The sequence below is a fragment of the Alkalibacterium sp. AK22 genome (assembly GCF_000585255.1).
Taxonomy (GTDB): domain Bacteria; phylum Bacillota; class Bacilli; order Lactobacillales; family Carnobacteriaceae_A; genus Alkalibacterium.
On the sequence record NZ_JANL01000032.1, the window covers coordinates 26,210 to 41,274 of the forward strand.

Annotated in this window: 13 protein-coding genes; 5 read left to right on the forward strand and 8 right to left on the reverse strand. The window is 45.1% G+C overall.

All coding sequences use genetic code 11. The features are described 5' to 3' along the window. Positions 1 to 203: 203 nt before the first annotated feature. Together ADIAL_RS06455 and ADIAL_RS06465 are read left to right on the forward strand one after the other, a co-directional pair. Complete coding sequence (locus tag ADIAL_RS06455) at positions 204 to 683, forward strand: hypothetical protein (RefSeq protein ID WP_034301535.1); 480 nt, start codon at positions 204 to 206, stop codon at positions 681 to 683. 795 nt (positions 684 to 1,478) lie between these two features. After that, entirely contained in the window at positions 1,479 to 2,744 is a 1,266-nt protein-coding gene (locus tag ADIAL_RS06465; RefSeq protein ID WP_051503771.1) for a YibE/F family protein, read from the forward strand. A gap of 315 nt (positions 2,745 to 3,059) precedes the next feature. Here ADIAL_RS06465 and ADIAL_RS06470 read toward each other — a convergent pair whose 3' ends face one another. From ADIAL_RS06470 to ADIAL_RS06480, 3 genes are all read right to left on the reverse strand, one after another. Beyond that, positions 3,060 to 3,587 (reverse strand): HD domain-containing protein, encoded by a 528-nt coding sequence (locus ADIAL_RS06470; RefSeq protein ID WP_034301539.1) that lies wholly within the window; start codon positions 3,585 to 3,587, stop codon positions 3,060 to 3,062. A 164-nt stretch (positions 3,588 to 3,751) separates the two neighbouring features. After that, a complete protein-coding gene (locus ADIAL_RS06475; RefSeq protein WP_034301542.1) occupies positions 3,752 to 4,528 on the reverse strand; it encodes a TrmH family RNA methyltransferase in 777 nt (258 codons plus the stop codon). 96 nt (positions 4,529 to 4,624) lie between these two features. Next, on the reverse strand, positions 4,625 to 6,073 hold the full coding sequence (locus ADIAL_RS06480; protein WP_034301544.1) for a M23 family metallopeptidase: 1,449 nt from the start codon (positions 6,071 to 6,073) through the stop codon (positions 4,625 to 4,627). A 564-nt stretch (positions 6,074 to 6,637) separates the two neighbouring features. On the opposite strand from ADIAL_RS06480, the gene ADIAL_RS11085 reads away from it, so the two are divergent. Beyond that, positions 6,638 to 7,402 (forward strand): GNAT family N-acetyltransferase, encoded by a 765-nt coding sequence (locus ADIAL_RS11085; RefSeq protein WP_051503773.1) that lies wholly within the window; start codon positions 6,638 to 6,640, stop codon positions 7,400 to 7,402. Then, complete coding sequence (locus tag ADIAL_RS06490) at positions 7,399 to 8,409, forward strand: GNAT family N-acetyltransferase (protein ID WP_051503774.1); 1,011 nt, start codon at positions 7,399 to 7,401, stop codon at positions 8,407 to 8,409. The genes ADIAL_RS11085 and ADIAL_RS06490 overlap by 4 nt, the downstream gene beginning before the upstream one ends. 172 nt (positions 8,410 to 8,581) lie before the next feature. Here ADIAL_RS06490 and ADIAL_RS06495 read toward each other — a convergent pair whose 3' ends face one another. Next, positions 8,582 to 10,279 carry a M3 family oligoendopeptidase gene (locus ADIAL_RS06495; RefSeq protein ID WP_034301546.1) on the reverse strand — a complete coding sequence of 566 codons (1,698 nt, stop codon included), beginning with the start codon at positions 10,277 to 10,279 and terminating at the stop codon, positions 8,582 to 8,584. A gap of 109 nt (positions 10,280 to 10,388) precedes the next feature. Here ADIAL_RS06495 and rpoN point away from each other — a divergent pair, with 109 nt between their 5' ends. Further along, positions 10,389 to 11,666 (forward strand): RNA polymerase factor sigma-54, encoded by a 1,278-nt coding sequence (gene rpoN, locus ADIAL_RS06500; protein WP_051503775.1) that lies wholly within the window; start codon positions 10,389 to 10,391, stop codon positions 11,664 to 11,666. A gap of 95 nt (positions 11,667 to 11,761) precedes the next feature. On the opposite strand, the gene ADIAL_RS06505 is transcribed toward rpoN, so the two are convergent. From ADIAL_RS06505 to ADIAL_RS06520, 4 genes are read right to left on the reverse strand one after another with little or no spacing between them, the layout of a single operon-like run. Further along, complete coding sequence (locus ADIAL_RS06505) at positions 11,762 to 12,700, reverse strand: PTS system mannose/fructose/sorbose family transporter subunit IID (RefSeq protein WP_034301554.1); 939 nt, start codon at positions 12,698 to 12,700, stop codon at positions 11,762 to 11,764. Positions 12,701 to 12,720: 20 nt separating this feature from the next. Beyond that, positions 12,721 to 13,515, reverse strand: coding sequence for a PTS mannose/fructose/sorbose transporter subunit IIC (locus ADIAL_RS06510; protein ID WP_034301557.1), 795 nt, complete (start codon positions 13,513 to 13,515; stop codon positions 12,721 to 12,723). A gap of 24 nt (positions 13,516 to 13,539) precedes the next feature. Next, positions 13,540 to 14,511: a mannose/fructose/sorbose PTS transporter subunit IIB gene (locus ADIAL_RS06515; protein ID WP_034301560.1), complete on the reverse strand. Its 972-nt coding sequence runs from the start codon at positions 14,509 to 14,511 to the stop codon at positions 13,540 to 13,542. Positions 14,512 to 14,556: 45 nt separating this feature from the next. Continuing rightward, the gene (locus ADIAL_RS06520; RefSeq protein WP_034301732.1) at positions 14,557 to 15,051 is read right to left on the reverse strand and encodes a PTS system mannose/fructose/N-acetylgalactosamine-transporter subunit IIB; all 495 of its coding nucleotides are present in this window, start codon (positions 15,049 to 15,051) and stop codon (positions 14,557 to 14,559) included. Positions 15,052 to 15,065 lie beyond the last annotated feature (14 nt).

A 15,065-nucleotide genomic window follows, 5' to 3' on the forward strand; every position in this document is an offset into this window, starting at 1 on the left:
TTACTGTCAGTTCAGCTTAAAATCTGCCTACCTCATTAAACATCATAACTAATGCGTCCTTTTTCTTCAAGAATTTGTTTCTACTCCACTGATTTATTCACTTTTTTAAAATCTTTATTTTTGTACCAGCCGTTCTCTTTGTCTATACTAAATTTGTACACTGCTTTTAACCTTACAATTGTATACCAAGGAGGACTTTATACATGAAAATCATGCTGATAGCGTATGCTGTGGTTGCTTCGCTAGCTCTGACTGCCTGTGGCACAAACGATGAAGCTGAACTTGAAAACGGCGGTGAGCTGGAAGATACTGAACAGCCGGCTGAAGAGGAAGTAACGGATGACCAAGGAGACATCGACACTCAAGAAGATGAAGCCGCACTCGATAATGAACCCGATGAAGACATGGTGACGGATGAAGAGCTTGCCTTAGCGAGCGAGGCTGAACTGGAAGAAGCAGAGCCAATCGAAGACTTAAGCCAGTATGAAGAGTTTGCTGAGCAAGACGTCTTTTCACCTGATAACTACGATGCCTATCTGCTGTCTGACGAAGGGGGCATGCGCGAAATACTCTTTATGGATAATTCCCAGCAGCTCTTCCGATCTATTTACACTTATGAAGACAACAATTTAAGAATCATCGATCTGATAAATCAGGAACTGCTACTCAACAGTCCGCTATAACAGCCTTGTTCATAGATTTAGGCTGACTGTCCCATTATGATCCCATGAAAAGCTGGTAAACATGTCGCAAGCTTGTTCCTACCCTACTCAGAAACCCAAAAGAGATGACCTGGTTTCCGCTAAACGTCAGACACTCAATCCCGTACCTCGAGTAAAGAGCAGCGATTACCAAGCAATCGGAAAGCTCAAAGGATTCAGTCCTGTTGTGATAGGCGCCGACAGGGGTATCGGCCTTGCTATAGCCTTGGCCTTTGCTAAAGAAGGCGCCCGTGCTACGCTTGTTGCCCTGAAGAGAATACGGTTCTTAAATCGACAACAATTAGGAGTTCATACGCCGAGCATGGCGGTGTCCCAAAGGATTGTCCTAAAGAATCGTTTGAACTGGCTCTTGCCTATGCCTACTTGCATCAAGCGACTCCAGCTATGTTTCCGGTCAGACAATCCATGTGAATGACGGCGAGATCATCAATGGCTGAACGCTCAGCTTGCCGATTTTTGATCCTGCTTATTGACAAGTTGATCCAACGTCTAGCCCCTACTGAAGCAGCCTTTTCCGGCTGCTTTTTGTTTGCTTTCCGTACCCAGTTTTTTCACAAAATTGTTAACTAATTCTAAACGTGATGTCAGGCGATTTATGGTAAGCTTTAATTTGTGGATTCTCATTTAAGATACATCTATAATTCTTTTATCTAACTGGAACATGCACGCTCAGCTGAGCAGGACATGCCCGCAGCTTGTAAAGCTGTGAAAGCAAAGATAACGAGACCATGATCACTCATTGAAGGGAGAAATACTGTGAAAAGAAAATTATTTATACTGCTGTTTGCATTCAGTCTCTTCATTCCCTTATTCTCAGGGGTCGCTATAGCCAGCGGAACAGTAGAGACAGACGAGGAACTCGAAGCATTTGATGAATTTGATGAATTTGATGAATTTGAAGATGACACTTTTGAGCTGGAAGAAGCTTTAGAAGAACCTTCTGACCCTGATGAAATCGAACGTGCCCGTGTAATCGAGGTAATCGACGGCGGTACCCAAGAAGCTGAAGAAAGTTTTTTTGATGATGTACAGACGGTGCGCATTGAAATGCTGTCCGGTGATCAGTCTGGAGAAGAACTGGAAGCTATTCATACACTGATCGGCAATCAGGGATCTGATTTTATTGTTGAACCAGGTGACCGAGTGCTGGTCAGTGCCATCGATATCGGAGGGGAAACAGAAGTTCACATCATCGAATATGAACGGGATATGTATATCTATACCGTACTGGGACTATTCATTGTTCTGCTAATCCTTCTGGGCGGCAAAAAAGGAATCAAGACTATCTTCACCCTTGCCTTCACACTTCTTCTGCTGATTGGTGTGCTTATCCCCGGACTTCTAGCTGGCTATAGCCCGGTCTTGCTGACCGTTCTGATTTCAATAGCGGTCACAGTCGTAACTATTCTTACGGTCGGTGGAGTCAATGTCAAATCAGCATCGGCCATCATTGGTGTACTCGGTGGAGTACTGATATCCGGCCTGATCGCTTACTTTGTAGGTAACCAGATCAATCTGACCGGCTTGTCAAGTCAAGAAGCTATGATGCTCATGTTTATTCCCCAGGAAGTCGACTTCAATTTTGGCGGACTGCTCTTTGCTGGAATTATTATGGGGGCTTTAGGAGCTGTAATGGATGTGGGTATGTCGATAGCCTCTGCCATGGAAGAAATCCGCCTGGTTGACCCTTCTATTCCAACTAAGAAACTCATACTTGCCGGCTTGAATGTGGGTAAAGATATCATGGGGACTATGGCCAATACACTCATTCTAGCCTATGTGGGTAGTCTCATTCCTGTACTGCTGCTGTTCAGCGCTTACCAGGAGCCGTTCATCAGTATCATTAACATGAACATTATCGCTACCGAAGTGATACGAGCTTTAGCTGGAAGTATCGGACTGATCCTAGCGATTCCACTGACAGCTGTATCTGCGGGACTTTTAAGGGATAAGTTCCAACCCAAAAAAGAGCCGTACGTCAGCGCGTCTCCTTTAGACCCTTCTACTGAGACAAAGTCTTAAACCTCAGTAAAAGGCTGCTTTTGCAAAACATTGAAGCAACAGGTTTCAATACTCAGCCTGACCTTGAAGGAGTCCTTGTGTTCTAAACACCTGAACTCAGGGGCTGCTTTTTTCGGCGGCTGCTCTGACTCCTGTCTGATGATCAAAAAAGACAGCTGAGTCAGCAAACAGTCAGCCTGAACAGTCTCCTTAACTCTTCTCTGTACTAGACAACTGCTTTAACCCATTTATCTATACTAAAAAGCTGTTTCCATTTAAGTTGAGTCTAAGAACTCAAATGGAAACAGCTTTTACTTTTAAGATCTGTCTGTACGTTTAGGCATGAACGACACGCAGTTTCATACTCCATTCAGATAATTTTTCTTTGACTTTCAATCTGACAGGCGTAGATACTTCACTGATTGCACAATATTTATCTACACATGTGACAACCATGCTTTCTTTGTATTTAGGCAAGCCGACACCCGTCGTTGTCATAAACATATGCTTAAGGATGATGTCTTTTTCCAGTTCACTCAGTTCCGTCAGGCGCTGGGCATTTTTAACAGCAATATGCGGATGAACAAAATTGTGTGAGCCCTGTTTCATCATGGCAATTTCTTCTCTGCCTTCATGGAAAAAGTCATGCAGTAGGCCCGCACGTGCAACCGCACGGCAATTCAGTTTTAGTCGCTTGGCAATTTTGTAGCTGACATAAGACACGAAAAGCGAATGGATCAGACGAGTTGTGTAATGGTGGTGGGTAATGTCATCCAGCTTAAGCAGCTCTTCACTTTCCAGTAAATCACCGATATGTGCCATGTAGTCCTGGTCATTTTCCCAAATTGAACGAACAAATTCCATCGAACGTCTCCTTTTATGATAGTCCTCTTTAAGTATACGGGTAGCGTCAATCTGACAGCTCTTTGAGCTATCCAGTACGTATCTTACTCCTAATCTTTTAGAAAATAAAGGGTGTCATCCTAAAGAAAAACGTTTTCATCCCATTTGTGTCAGGATTGTCAAATTTATGAGGGGTTATAGAGAGAAAACATGAGAATCCCGGCAGCAATAGCGACGTTAAGAGATTCTGCCTGACCAATAATAGGAATATAAAGATTACAAGTCGTTTCCCTTAATAACTCATCTGATACACCCTTGCCCTCATTGCCAACAATCAGGGCAAATTGAGCTGACGGATTGACTTGACGGTAGGAGCGGGCTTCTTTGTCTAAAGCTGTACCGTAAACAGGAATCTCTCTGGCCTTCAAATCTTGAACCCAACCTTTCAGGTCGTCGTGGACAACCGGCAAGTGAAAATGACTGCCTTGTGCTGACCGAAGGGCTTTAGGATTATATAGATCCACTGATCCTGTCCCAATGACAACCCCCTCGAAACCCGCTGCATCAGCTGTACGAATCAATGTCCCTAAGTTTCCGGGATCCTGCACCCCATCCAGAAGCAGTAAAGGTTTTTGTGCAGCCAGTTCGGATAAAGATTCCTTGGTATTCATCACCGCGAGTATGCCCTGCTCCGTTACCGCATCACTCAATGCTGCAGAAATGTCTTCTGTAATAGTGATAAGCCGGCCGGCCCCCTCAAATGTGCGGATTACATGTTGATACTCATCCAATTTATCTTCTCTGACCAACAAAGCATCAATAGACTGCCTTGCCTTAACCGCCTCTTCTACTAGGTGCAGGCCCTCAATAATATATTTCTGTTGTTTCTTTCTTCCTTTCCGTGTGAGCAGTTTTTTCCATTCTTTAACTTGTTTATTCTGTATCGACTCAATCGTTTCCACTGTCGAAAGCCTCCATTCGTCTATCTTGACCTCATCCAGTATACCCCAGACACAAAAAGAGAGAAAGCCTGATTGCTTTCTCTCTTAAACTTGCTGTTAATTGATAAAGTTCATTGGGTTTTGAGGCTGTCCATTTCGGTGGACCTCGAAGTGAAGGTGTACACCAGTGGAACGTCCAGTAGTTCCCATAATACCCAATTGCTGTCCTTGGGAAACGTCTTGTCCAACAGACACGCTCAGGTTTGGCTGCATGTGCGCATACAGTGTCTGGTAACCCCCTCCGTGATCGACAATAACGGTATAACCAAATGATCCTCTGTATGAAGCAGCAGTCACTCTACCCGCACGTGCTGCTCTGATTGGTCCGCTTCCAGCGATATCAACACCTGCGTGGAAAGATCCGCGCTGTCCCGTTACCGGGTGTGTACGGTAACCAAATGGTGACGTGATGCGTCCTTGAGCCGGTCTCAACCAGCCTGAACTTGACTGTGCACTCCCTGAGTTGTTTGAACTTGAGCTGCTTGTATTTGAACTGCTTGTACTTGAACTGCTCGAACTACTGTTGGATGAAGTCTGTGCTGCTGCCTGAGCTTGTCTTTCTTCTTCAGCTCTAGCTTCCTGTTCTGCTCTTCTTTCAGCTTCAGCTCGCGCCTGTGCTTGGGCTTGAGCTTCGGCTTCTGCTCTTGCCTGAGCTTCAGCTTCTCTTCTTCTCTGTTCTTCAGCACGACGGATTTCTTCTTGCCGGCGACGTTCTGCTTCGATGATTCTCTCTTGTTCAGCTCTCATTTCGTCGCTAAGATTGCTCGCACGTTCCGCAACAACATTCTGCTCATTAATGAAAGAATCTCTTTCATCTTCTGTCAGATCATAACGTTCAGCAACCTGGATGACTTTCTCTTCAAGATCTAGACGGTTATTGACTAGCTCAGTCCGGTCACTTTCCATCTGTGCTTTGACGGCTTCCATTTCTTCCTGCTCAGCAACGACTTGCTTCTCTGTTTCCTCAAGTTCCTGCTGGTCTTCAAACTGAGCCTGCATGACATTCTGGTTCGCAGACACTAGCTGATTGACCACCCCAATACGTCCAATCAAGTCAGACAAACTTTCTGCAGACATCATGATATCTACAATGTCTGCCGGGTTAGCCTGAGTCTGGACAGAACGTGCCTGAGATTCAAGTTGTTCATTACGTCTTTCTATCTGATCTTTCAATCTGTCAATTTCTTCATTCAGACGTTCAATTTCTTTTTCAATGCGTTCAATCTCATTTGTCTGTTTGTCGATGCGTCCGACCAGTTCGTCGATCCTTCCCTGCAGTTCAACAACGTCTGCTTCCAGCTGCTCTCTTTCTTCTTCTAGAGACTGCATCTGCTCTTCTCTATCTGAAATCTGGCCATCCAGTTGGTTTGACTGGTTTTCCAGTTCCTGTTGCTGACGCTCCAGTTCTCTCATTCTTTGAGAAGAAGCTTCTACGTTTAAAGTACTGAATGTCGGTGCTGCCAGAACTGCTGTAGCAATGACTGTCAAAATACGTTTCCTATTCAATGTGTAAACACCCGTTTCTGATAGATTATACAAATATTTTAAGATTTATAGTTTTTTATTAAAGGCTCTCTACAGCGGAGTATGGCCATTCGACACAATCGGCCGTTGCCTCCCGTTTGAAGCACTAAAAGCATCATATCATGGAAAAACAAGCAATTATTTTTAAATCCTGTGACAAAATTTCCACTCAATTGTTACATAACTGTATTGTTTGAATAAAATTTGTCTGCACTAATACTCTCAAACCCTTTATATAGCAGCCTTTATAAATAAATTAACCGTAAAATAAACAAAACTGTCTCTATAGATTAGTGAACATTTAGTGACAAATGCGTCAGAAGGCTGTCGCTGCTGTTTCCTTTGCAAACGTTCTTCTTAGCGCCCGTGCTTTCTTATTCAGGCCTGGTTAAGTCTGTTTGGAACTGTCCATCCTACTAATCTGCCGCTGATTTTATAAAAATGCATGTTTAGTCCTTTAATTTTTTTCACTTGGCAGCTATCTCTTTCTTTCCAAAAGACAGGCTGTTTGCTATCCTGTTAAAGAAAAGAAAGGAGACGCCTTTAGTGACCACTTTCCATCATCTATGTAACTACAGCAGCTTGCTTGAGGAAAATGATTTTTTTAGGCTTTATGTGAATAGTCAAAGTCCGCTCCGCTATGACTCTAACTACTGCGAACTTCTATATACACCCACTCAGAAGGAATTTAAACTGATTGAGGATATTGTCTGGAACTTTGCTCTGGAACAGAAGTTAACCCATATAAAAATCGTCTGGCCTGAGAATCAAGGAATCCTTTCCGACACGCTAACGCACCTGGACGAAGAGCGTTACAAGCTGGAGAAACTTGAACTTTACACCATCGATCCTTCTCTGTTCATAGCCAAAGCTGATCCGGCCATTACGGTCAGAAGCGTAGATAAAAGCAGCTTTCGCTCATTCATTGAGCTTAACCGTATAGAAGATTCACTAGTATCCGAGCGTTTTGCCAACATGAAGCAGTTGTTTTATCAGCAGATAATACAAAAGCCTCATATCACTCTACTAATGGCAGAAAAAGAGGGGACTCCGGCGGGTTCCTGTATAATGATTGACGGAGACTCTACAGTAGAAATCGATGATCTCTTTACAGCCCCAACACACCGGAAAAGCGGAGTCGCCCGTACGCTTCAGTCATGGGTTATGGCTCATGCCGTTCACTCCGGCAAAGAGGTTATTCTGGCTGCTGATGCTGAGGATACTCATCCCCTGATGTATCAAAAGCAAGGTTATCGACCTGTGAGCTTTCGGATTGGAGCGCTAAAAACATTCGAGGAGGACGACCATTGACTTTATCTTTTAGACAACTGACACTTGACGACTATTCTTTATACGAACAGATGGAAACCGGATTAGAGCAGGATTATATGCTCCGAGTCTTTGAACGTCTGGTCAGTGAAAATAATCGCTTATACGGCATGTTTGAAGAGGACATCCTGGTGGCTGTAGCCGGCTATACTATTTTCTGCGGTGAGTTTGCCATGCTCGGACGTCTCCGTAGTGACGCCCGCTACCGCAAGCAAGGTTATGGTACAATCATCACAAAGTATATTCTAGATGCCGCCCGTGAGGAAAGTGGAGTAACCTGGATCGGCGCCAATACAGAACAGCACAATATCCCTGCCCAGAAGGTGCTCCAGAAACTGAATATGCCCCATCAGCTCACCTTGTATGCGGCTCAGGCAGAGACGCTTGGCCCTCTTCTTGACGGTCAGCCTCTCTGGCAGGAAATCACTGAGTTGGACAATAAAAAAAAATGGCTTGAAGAGACTTACCTTAATCCATCCTTTGGCAAACAAGTCTTCCCTTATGAAGCCTACTATCCTTTCCCGGCTTCACCAGCTATGTTTTCTGATCGTAAACTCATGGAAATGCATTGCTATGTCAACCCTCAAGAAACCAGAGTTGTGTTTATGTGGGAAGAAGAAAAAGGTGAGGCATACTTGCATGTGGTTTACCCCTGGTTTGACCTGACCAGTCAGGCGGGCTTGTTTGACACCATTTCTTCAGTTTTTGAAGAACGGCTGCGACGGGGAACCTCCTCAAAAGTATGGATAGACCTAACCGAAGAAGAAGCAGCTGATTTGCCGGCTGATCATCCTTTTGATCTTCCCTCCCCCTGGATGCTTCATGGTTTTCAATGTTCAGATAAAACTGATAGCCAGTCCCATCTGAAAGAAGCGAAGGAGCTTCTGGACCATCTTGAACAGGAAATCAAAGAACTGAACACACAGCTGGATACCACAAAGCTGAATGTAAAGAAACTATCCAGTCAGTTTGATCAACTTGACCTGTAATTACTGCAAGCCGTCTAAGCGGCTTTTAGGCCTTTGTCCGTATCCTTAGAGTTGATGCCTAGAACTGTATTCATCATAAAAAGCAGCCAGTAATGGTTCCCCAGAGGAACTTTACCGGCTGCTTTTATATTTACCATAAGATCTGGTTGCTCATGTGTTTGACGGTACAGAATCAGAGTGCCTGATCGTCTACAGCGTCCAGTGTCTGATCAATCGCTTCGATTACTTCTTCCAGCGATCCCTGTTCAAAAGGTGAGCGCAGACCAGCCGTTTCTACCGTTTCAAGGAAGCTTTGAGTACCCCCGGCTCTACAGATAGCCAGATAGTCATTCCAGGCTGTCTGATCCTGATCAGCAATAGCTCTTTGCCAGAACTGAAGCGCGCAAATTTGAGCCAGTGTGTAGTCGATATAATAGAATGGCATTTCAAAAATATGTCCCTGCCTGTACCAGTAGGTCCCTTTATCCAGAAATTCATTCTCAGCGAAATCTCTTTCTGGAAGGTACTGTTTTTCAAGTGAACGCCAGACAGCCTTTCTTTCATCCGGGGTCATATCCGGTTTCTCGTAAACTTCATGCTGGAAGTGATCGACCAGCACACCATATGGCAGGAAGCGGACCGCTGCACTCAAATGATCGAACTTGTACTTTTCAGTTTGTTCTTTGAAAAAAAGATTCATCCATGGATAGGTAAAGAACTCCATACTCATAGAATGGATTTCGCACGTTTCAAAAGTCGGAAAGACAATTTCCGGTTGCTTGATCCAACGCGACTGGTACACCTGAAAAGCGTGCCCGGCTTCATGAGTTAGCACATCAATGTCTCCTGAAGTTCCATTGAAATTCGCAAAGATAAAGGGTGCCTGGTAATCCGGAAGGTACGTACAGTAGCCACCACTTGCCTTTCCGTCCTTGGAGAGAAGATCAATCAATCTACGGTCAAACAGAAAATCAATGAATTCAGCTGTTTCTTCACTGAGCTCATGGTACATCTGACGGCCGTTTTCAATAATATAATCCGGATCTCCTTGAGGTGTCGGATTGCCGTCAGCGAACTGGAGGGCTGTATCGTAGTGCTTCATTTCATCAATACCGATTCGGACGGCTTGCCTTTTCGCCAGCTTTTGAGTTACCGGCACCACGTAGTCCAGCACCTGCTTCCGATATATATCGACCATCTCACGGTCATAGTCAAAACGCTTCATTCGAACATAACCCAGTTCAACAAAATCTTTATAGCCCAGTTTAAGAGCGATTTCATGTCTGGTCTTGACCAACTCGTCGTACAGGCTATCCAGCTTGCCTTCATTCGTCTCAAAAAATCCCCACTGAGCATTCGAAGCAGATTGTCTGACAGAACGATCGATTGCTTCCAAGTACGGTCCAAACTGTGACAGCGTCAATTTTTTCCCGTCATAGTCGACCTCAGCTGAAGCAATCAGTTTCTGATAGTCGCTGCTCAGCTGATTTTCTTTCTGAAGTAAACCGATTACCTTGGAATCAAAAGCATCCAATTCAAACTGCATATTCTGGAAAAAAGTACCCGAATACTCTTTCTTCAGATCTTCCAGATAGGGCGAAGCCATGATTGCTTTATAGTATGTCGTACTAAGCTCCTGATAATATGGAGAATACTGATTCCAGTATTCGTCCTCTTTTTCATAAAACGTATTTTTTGTGTTTATTGAATAGCGGATCGACGCCAGTGTAGCCATCGTATCCAAAGTAGCCTGCAGTCTGGACACTTCATCGATAGCTTCCTGAACTGTACTCAAACTCTCTCCTTCTTCAATCAATTTTACTTGCTTTAGAAAGTCGGTCTTGTATTTATCATACTCCGGTCTTTCGTAAGTATAGGACTCAAATGTCATCTTTCTACCCCCGTAGTTTTAGAATGCTTTAAGTATAGCACAAGATCCTTCGCATACATCAAATAACAGTTGTTTATGGTAAACTGTCAATAAAAAGGAGTGCATGACGTTGAAATATAATCAACAAGCCCATTTGTCTCAAAACCAGAGACAAGCTTATCTGCCCAACCTCGTTCAAAACATTCAGCTGCTCCAGCTTAATCGTGTGGAGCTGTCTGCCTATTTAAACAATCTGATCCTCAGCAATCCGCTCATCGATATGCCTGAATCTGAACAGCGCCTAATACAGCATGCCCTCAAGGACAGTGATTCTGTCATTGAACAGACCGCTGTTCAGAAACCTTCACTCTTCGACACGCTTAAAGAGCAGATTGAAATGCTTTACAGGCCGACCTATCTCAGGGAGCTGATTTTCTGGTGGATTAACCAGCTTGACCACAGAGGCTATGTCACCGTTACAATAGACGAGGCTACTGAAGAAACAGGAGCTACAGCTGTTGAACTACTGGACGCTTTGGTTCTTCTTCAGCAGCTCGATCCTCCCGGTATTGGAGCCCGGTCCCTGCAGGAATGTCTGCTGCTTCAGACCGAGCGACATGACCTGTCTCCTCCCACTGCTTACATCATTCTGGAAGAATCCTTTGACCTGCTGACAGACAAAAAGTGGCAAGTCCTGGGGGATAAATATGATCTGACAGTAGATGAAGTCAAAGAGGTCTTCTCTTTTGTTCAGACTCTGAACCCTTCACCTGCAGAAGTATTTCAGCCGCCCTATACTCCTTTTATTCTACCCGAACTGGGTGTCCAGTTTAATAACGGGGAGCTGAGCGTGAAGGAAACACGATATAAAACTCCTCTGCTTTCCTTTAACACCGAATACTACCAAGAACTGAAACGGCAGGAAGATCCGGAAGTTCAGCAGTATATTAGGGAGAAAAAACGTGAATGCGAAGCGCTCCAGGCTGGCCTGGTCAAGCGTGGAGAAACAATACTGGCCGTAGGGATAGCCATTGTTGAACATCAACGCCCTTTCTTTTCAGACAGTCAGCGTAGTCTGCTGCCTCTACAGCTTAATGATTTGGCACAGAAGCTCCAGCTGGATGTCTCAACTGTCAGCCGGGCGGTAAGAGAAACATATATAAGAACACCAGCTGGGACATTTGAGTTGAAAAGCTTTCTCTCCAGACGTTCAGCTGACGGGCGTTCTTCAGACGAACTAGACAAGGCGTTGATACAATTAGTTGAAAATGAGGACAAGCAAAAGCCCTACTCTGACCAGTTATTGTCAGATCTACTGAATGCAAAAGGAATGACTTTATCTCGCAGAGGCGTTGCCAAGTACCGCAGTCGGTTGGCCATTCCTCCTTCTACACAGCGTAAGGAATAACAAATGGTGCAGTGTTTGCTTACAAAGGGCCTGAGAACGACAGCCTGAACGACAAAAAAATGGTCACACCCAAGCGGGCGTGACCCTTTTGTCTTTTATCCCAGAATACCCAGAACATAACCCAGTGTTCCCAGTACAAATAGTGCAAAAATAAGAGTAATCGGGCTGACTTTTTTGCGCAGAAGCCACACGCAAGCCAAAGTCAGAAGAAGCGGAGCGATTCCGGGAATCAGTTCATCCAGCGTATTCTGAAGCGTGGTCACTTCTACTGGTTCAATGCTCATACCGGACTGAATCTGTCCGACCACATTCCGCAGCATATCTCCAGAAAGTACTCCTTCATTAGCTGCTTCAGCAATCGTTCCAAAATTAATTACTTCATCAGACGGAACATCGACCTCACTGAGGACCATCGGGAAATGCATATTGGTCCACCGAGGTACGAGTACCCCTAGAACAAACATCCCCAATACTGAGGCTCCCTGTGTCAGCTTCTGCATCAGACCGCCAGCCAGGTTTTGTGTAATATTTCCGCCCTGTACATATCCCAGTTCCTGAGAGTACCACAAGAAGGCCATGCGGATAATGTTCCAGCCAAAGAAGAAAATCAGTGGTCCCAGCCAGCTTCCAGTCAGAGCCAGAGACGCAGCAAAAGCACCTAGTACTGGTCTAAGTGTGCCCCAAAAAATTGGATCACCGACACCTGCTAGTGGACCCATCATACCAATCTTGACACCCTGAATTGCTGCATTGTCGATTTCTTCACCAGATGCTCGCTGTTCTTCTAGCGTCAGAGTTACACCGAATACCGGTGCAGCCAGGTAAGGGTGTGTATTGAAAAATTCCAGGTGACGTTTCAATGCTGATGCACGTTCTTCTTTGGATGAGTACATTTTCTTCAGTGCTGGAATCATTGCGTACGCCCAGCCGATATTCTGCATACGCTCAAAATTCCAGGAAGCCTGAAGGAACTGGCTTCTCCAGAACACGTGCAGTCGATCTTTTTTTGTTAATTTAAATTTTTCTTCAGCCATGTTGAATCAACGCTCCTTTTTTAATAGTCGTCTAGAATATCGTCCAGTGGATCACTTGAAGAGCTGCCGCCGCCTCCACCGCCCTGATTGAACTCAGGTGCAAACTGCAGATAAAGCAGAGCCAGCACGACTCCAATGATACCCATTGCAATCAGGTTCAAGTCTCCAACAGCTGACAGCGCAAAACCAAGTGCAAAGAACAGCCAGAGTTTAGCCGTCGCCATCATATTAATAACCATGGCATAACCAACAGCTACGATCATCCCACCGGCAACAGCCAGTCCACCCGTCAACCAGCCTGGAATGGCATTTAAGCTGTTGGTCACCACTTCTGGTGGTACAGCCAGTACAATAGCCGCTGGAATGGCGATACGCAGACCTTGAATAACTAAGGCCCCTAAGTGATAAAATTCTACAGCTCTGAAAGACCCTTCAGCCGCCTTTCGATCAGCTCCGTGTGCAATCCCTACAGTCAATGTTCGAACGAATATTGTCAGTACTTGTCCGGCAATTGCCAATGGAATCGCCAGCGTAATGCCTTCAGAAACACCTGCTCCGTGATAGGTCACCAGAATAGCCGAAGCGACCGAAGCCAGTGCGGCATCCGGTGCAACAGCTGCACCGATATTCATCCATCCTAAAGCGATCAGCTGAAGCGTGCCTCCAAGCATCAGCCCTTCCGTTGGATTACCGGTCACCAGGCCAATCAGTGTACAGGCCACGATAGGCTGGTGGAACTGGAACTGGTCCAGGATACCTTCCATTCCAGCTAAGAAAGCCACAAATAAAATCAGTATAATTGCTATGATATCCATCTTTTTCCCTCCTTGATAATTATCTTAACGTACGTATTCCGTTTTCTTCAGCAGATTCCACATGTCTTTGCGCTGATCAGCCGGAACTTTTCTCACGTCGAACTTAACCCCATGTTCCTTCATTTTTCTAAATGCTTCCACATCTTTTTCGTCTACGGACAGGACGTTATTAATCATGACTTTTCCTTCTGAGTGTGCCATTGAGCCGACATTGACTTCCTCTATCTCCACTCCGCCTTCAATCACTCTCCAGGCATCGGTCGGATTTTCGAAAAGAAGCAGTGCCCGAGTTTTACCAAAGCGCGGATCGCTCCAAATTTCAATCATTTTATCGATTGGAATAACATTTGCCTTGACTCCTGGTGGAGCCGCCTGTGTAATCAGTGATTTTCTCAGCTCATCTTTTGCCACATCATCAGAAACCACAATGATCCGGTTCGGATTGACGTCTTTAGACCAGGCTGTTGCTACCTGACCATGCAGCAGTCTGGAATCTACTCTGGCCAGACGGATATCGATTTTTCCGTCTCCAACAACTGTCCCTTTAGGCAAGGGCTTATTTGGCTCGTCAGAAACCGTTGCTTTGGCTTCCGCCGGCTGCAGGCTTTCAGGTCTGACCTTAACACTATCCTTAGCTACTTCAATCAGTGACTCCGCCACATCGTGGGCTTTATCTTTAGAAAAGCGTGCGGTAAATGCCTCAATCAGCATAGGTAGATTGAGTCCTGCAACGATTGCCCATTTGTCTTTTTTGTCTTCGAAGAGTGTGTTTGCCTGATTGAAGGGCGTTCCTCCCCATAAGTCGACCAGAAAGAGTATTTCATCTGTGTCGAATGAAGCAATGGCTTTTTCCATTTTTTTTCTGATGTCATCCGGCCCTTCACTTGGAAGAAGTGTTACCGCTTTGACATTTTCCTGTTCACCTACAATCATTTCTCCCGACTGCAGGATACCTTCGGCAAACTCGCCATGGCTTGCCAGTATAATTCCTACCATTTAATTCCCTCCTATTACTTACGGCCAAGCCGCTTAATTACTGACTTATGACACAAAATCCCCTTTTTTTAGCACATCCATCAAGGACTGCCTGCGATCACCGGGGACTTTTCTGATTTCCAGCTCGATACCCTGGCCGGCCAGCCAGACAAAGGCATCAATGTCGTCTTGATTAACTGAAATCGAATGCGTGACCATCTGTTTACCTTCAGTAAACTTCATTCCTCCAATATTGACTTTGCTGAAATACATTCCATGTTGATAACAGCATTTAACATCTTTAGGATTGGTGAACAAAAGCATCACCTTCACTTTGTTCAACAGTGGATGCGTTGCGATGTCAATCATCTTGGAAACCGTAATCACGTGAGCCTTGATTTCAGGTGGTGCTGCCTGGCTTAACAGCAGTTTTTGCAGCGGATCTCCTGCTGCCTGGTCACTCACTACGATAATCCGTTCAATTCCTGTTGATTTAGCCCAAGTTGTCGCTACCTGACCGTGGATGAGCCGGTCATCGATCCGGACCAGCCGGATATCCATACCTGCTTCCACCT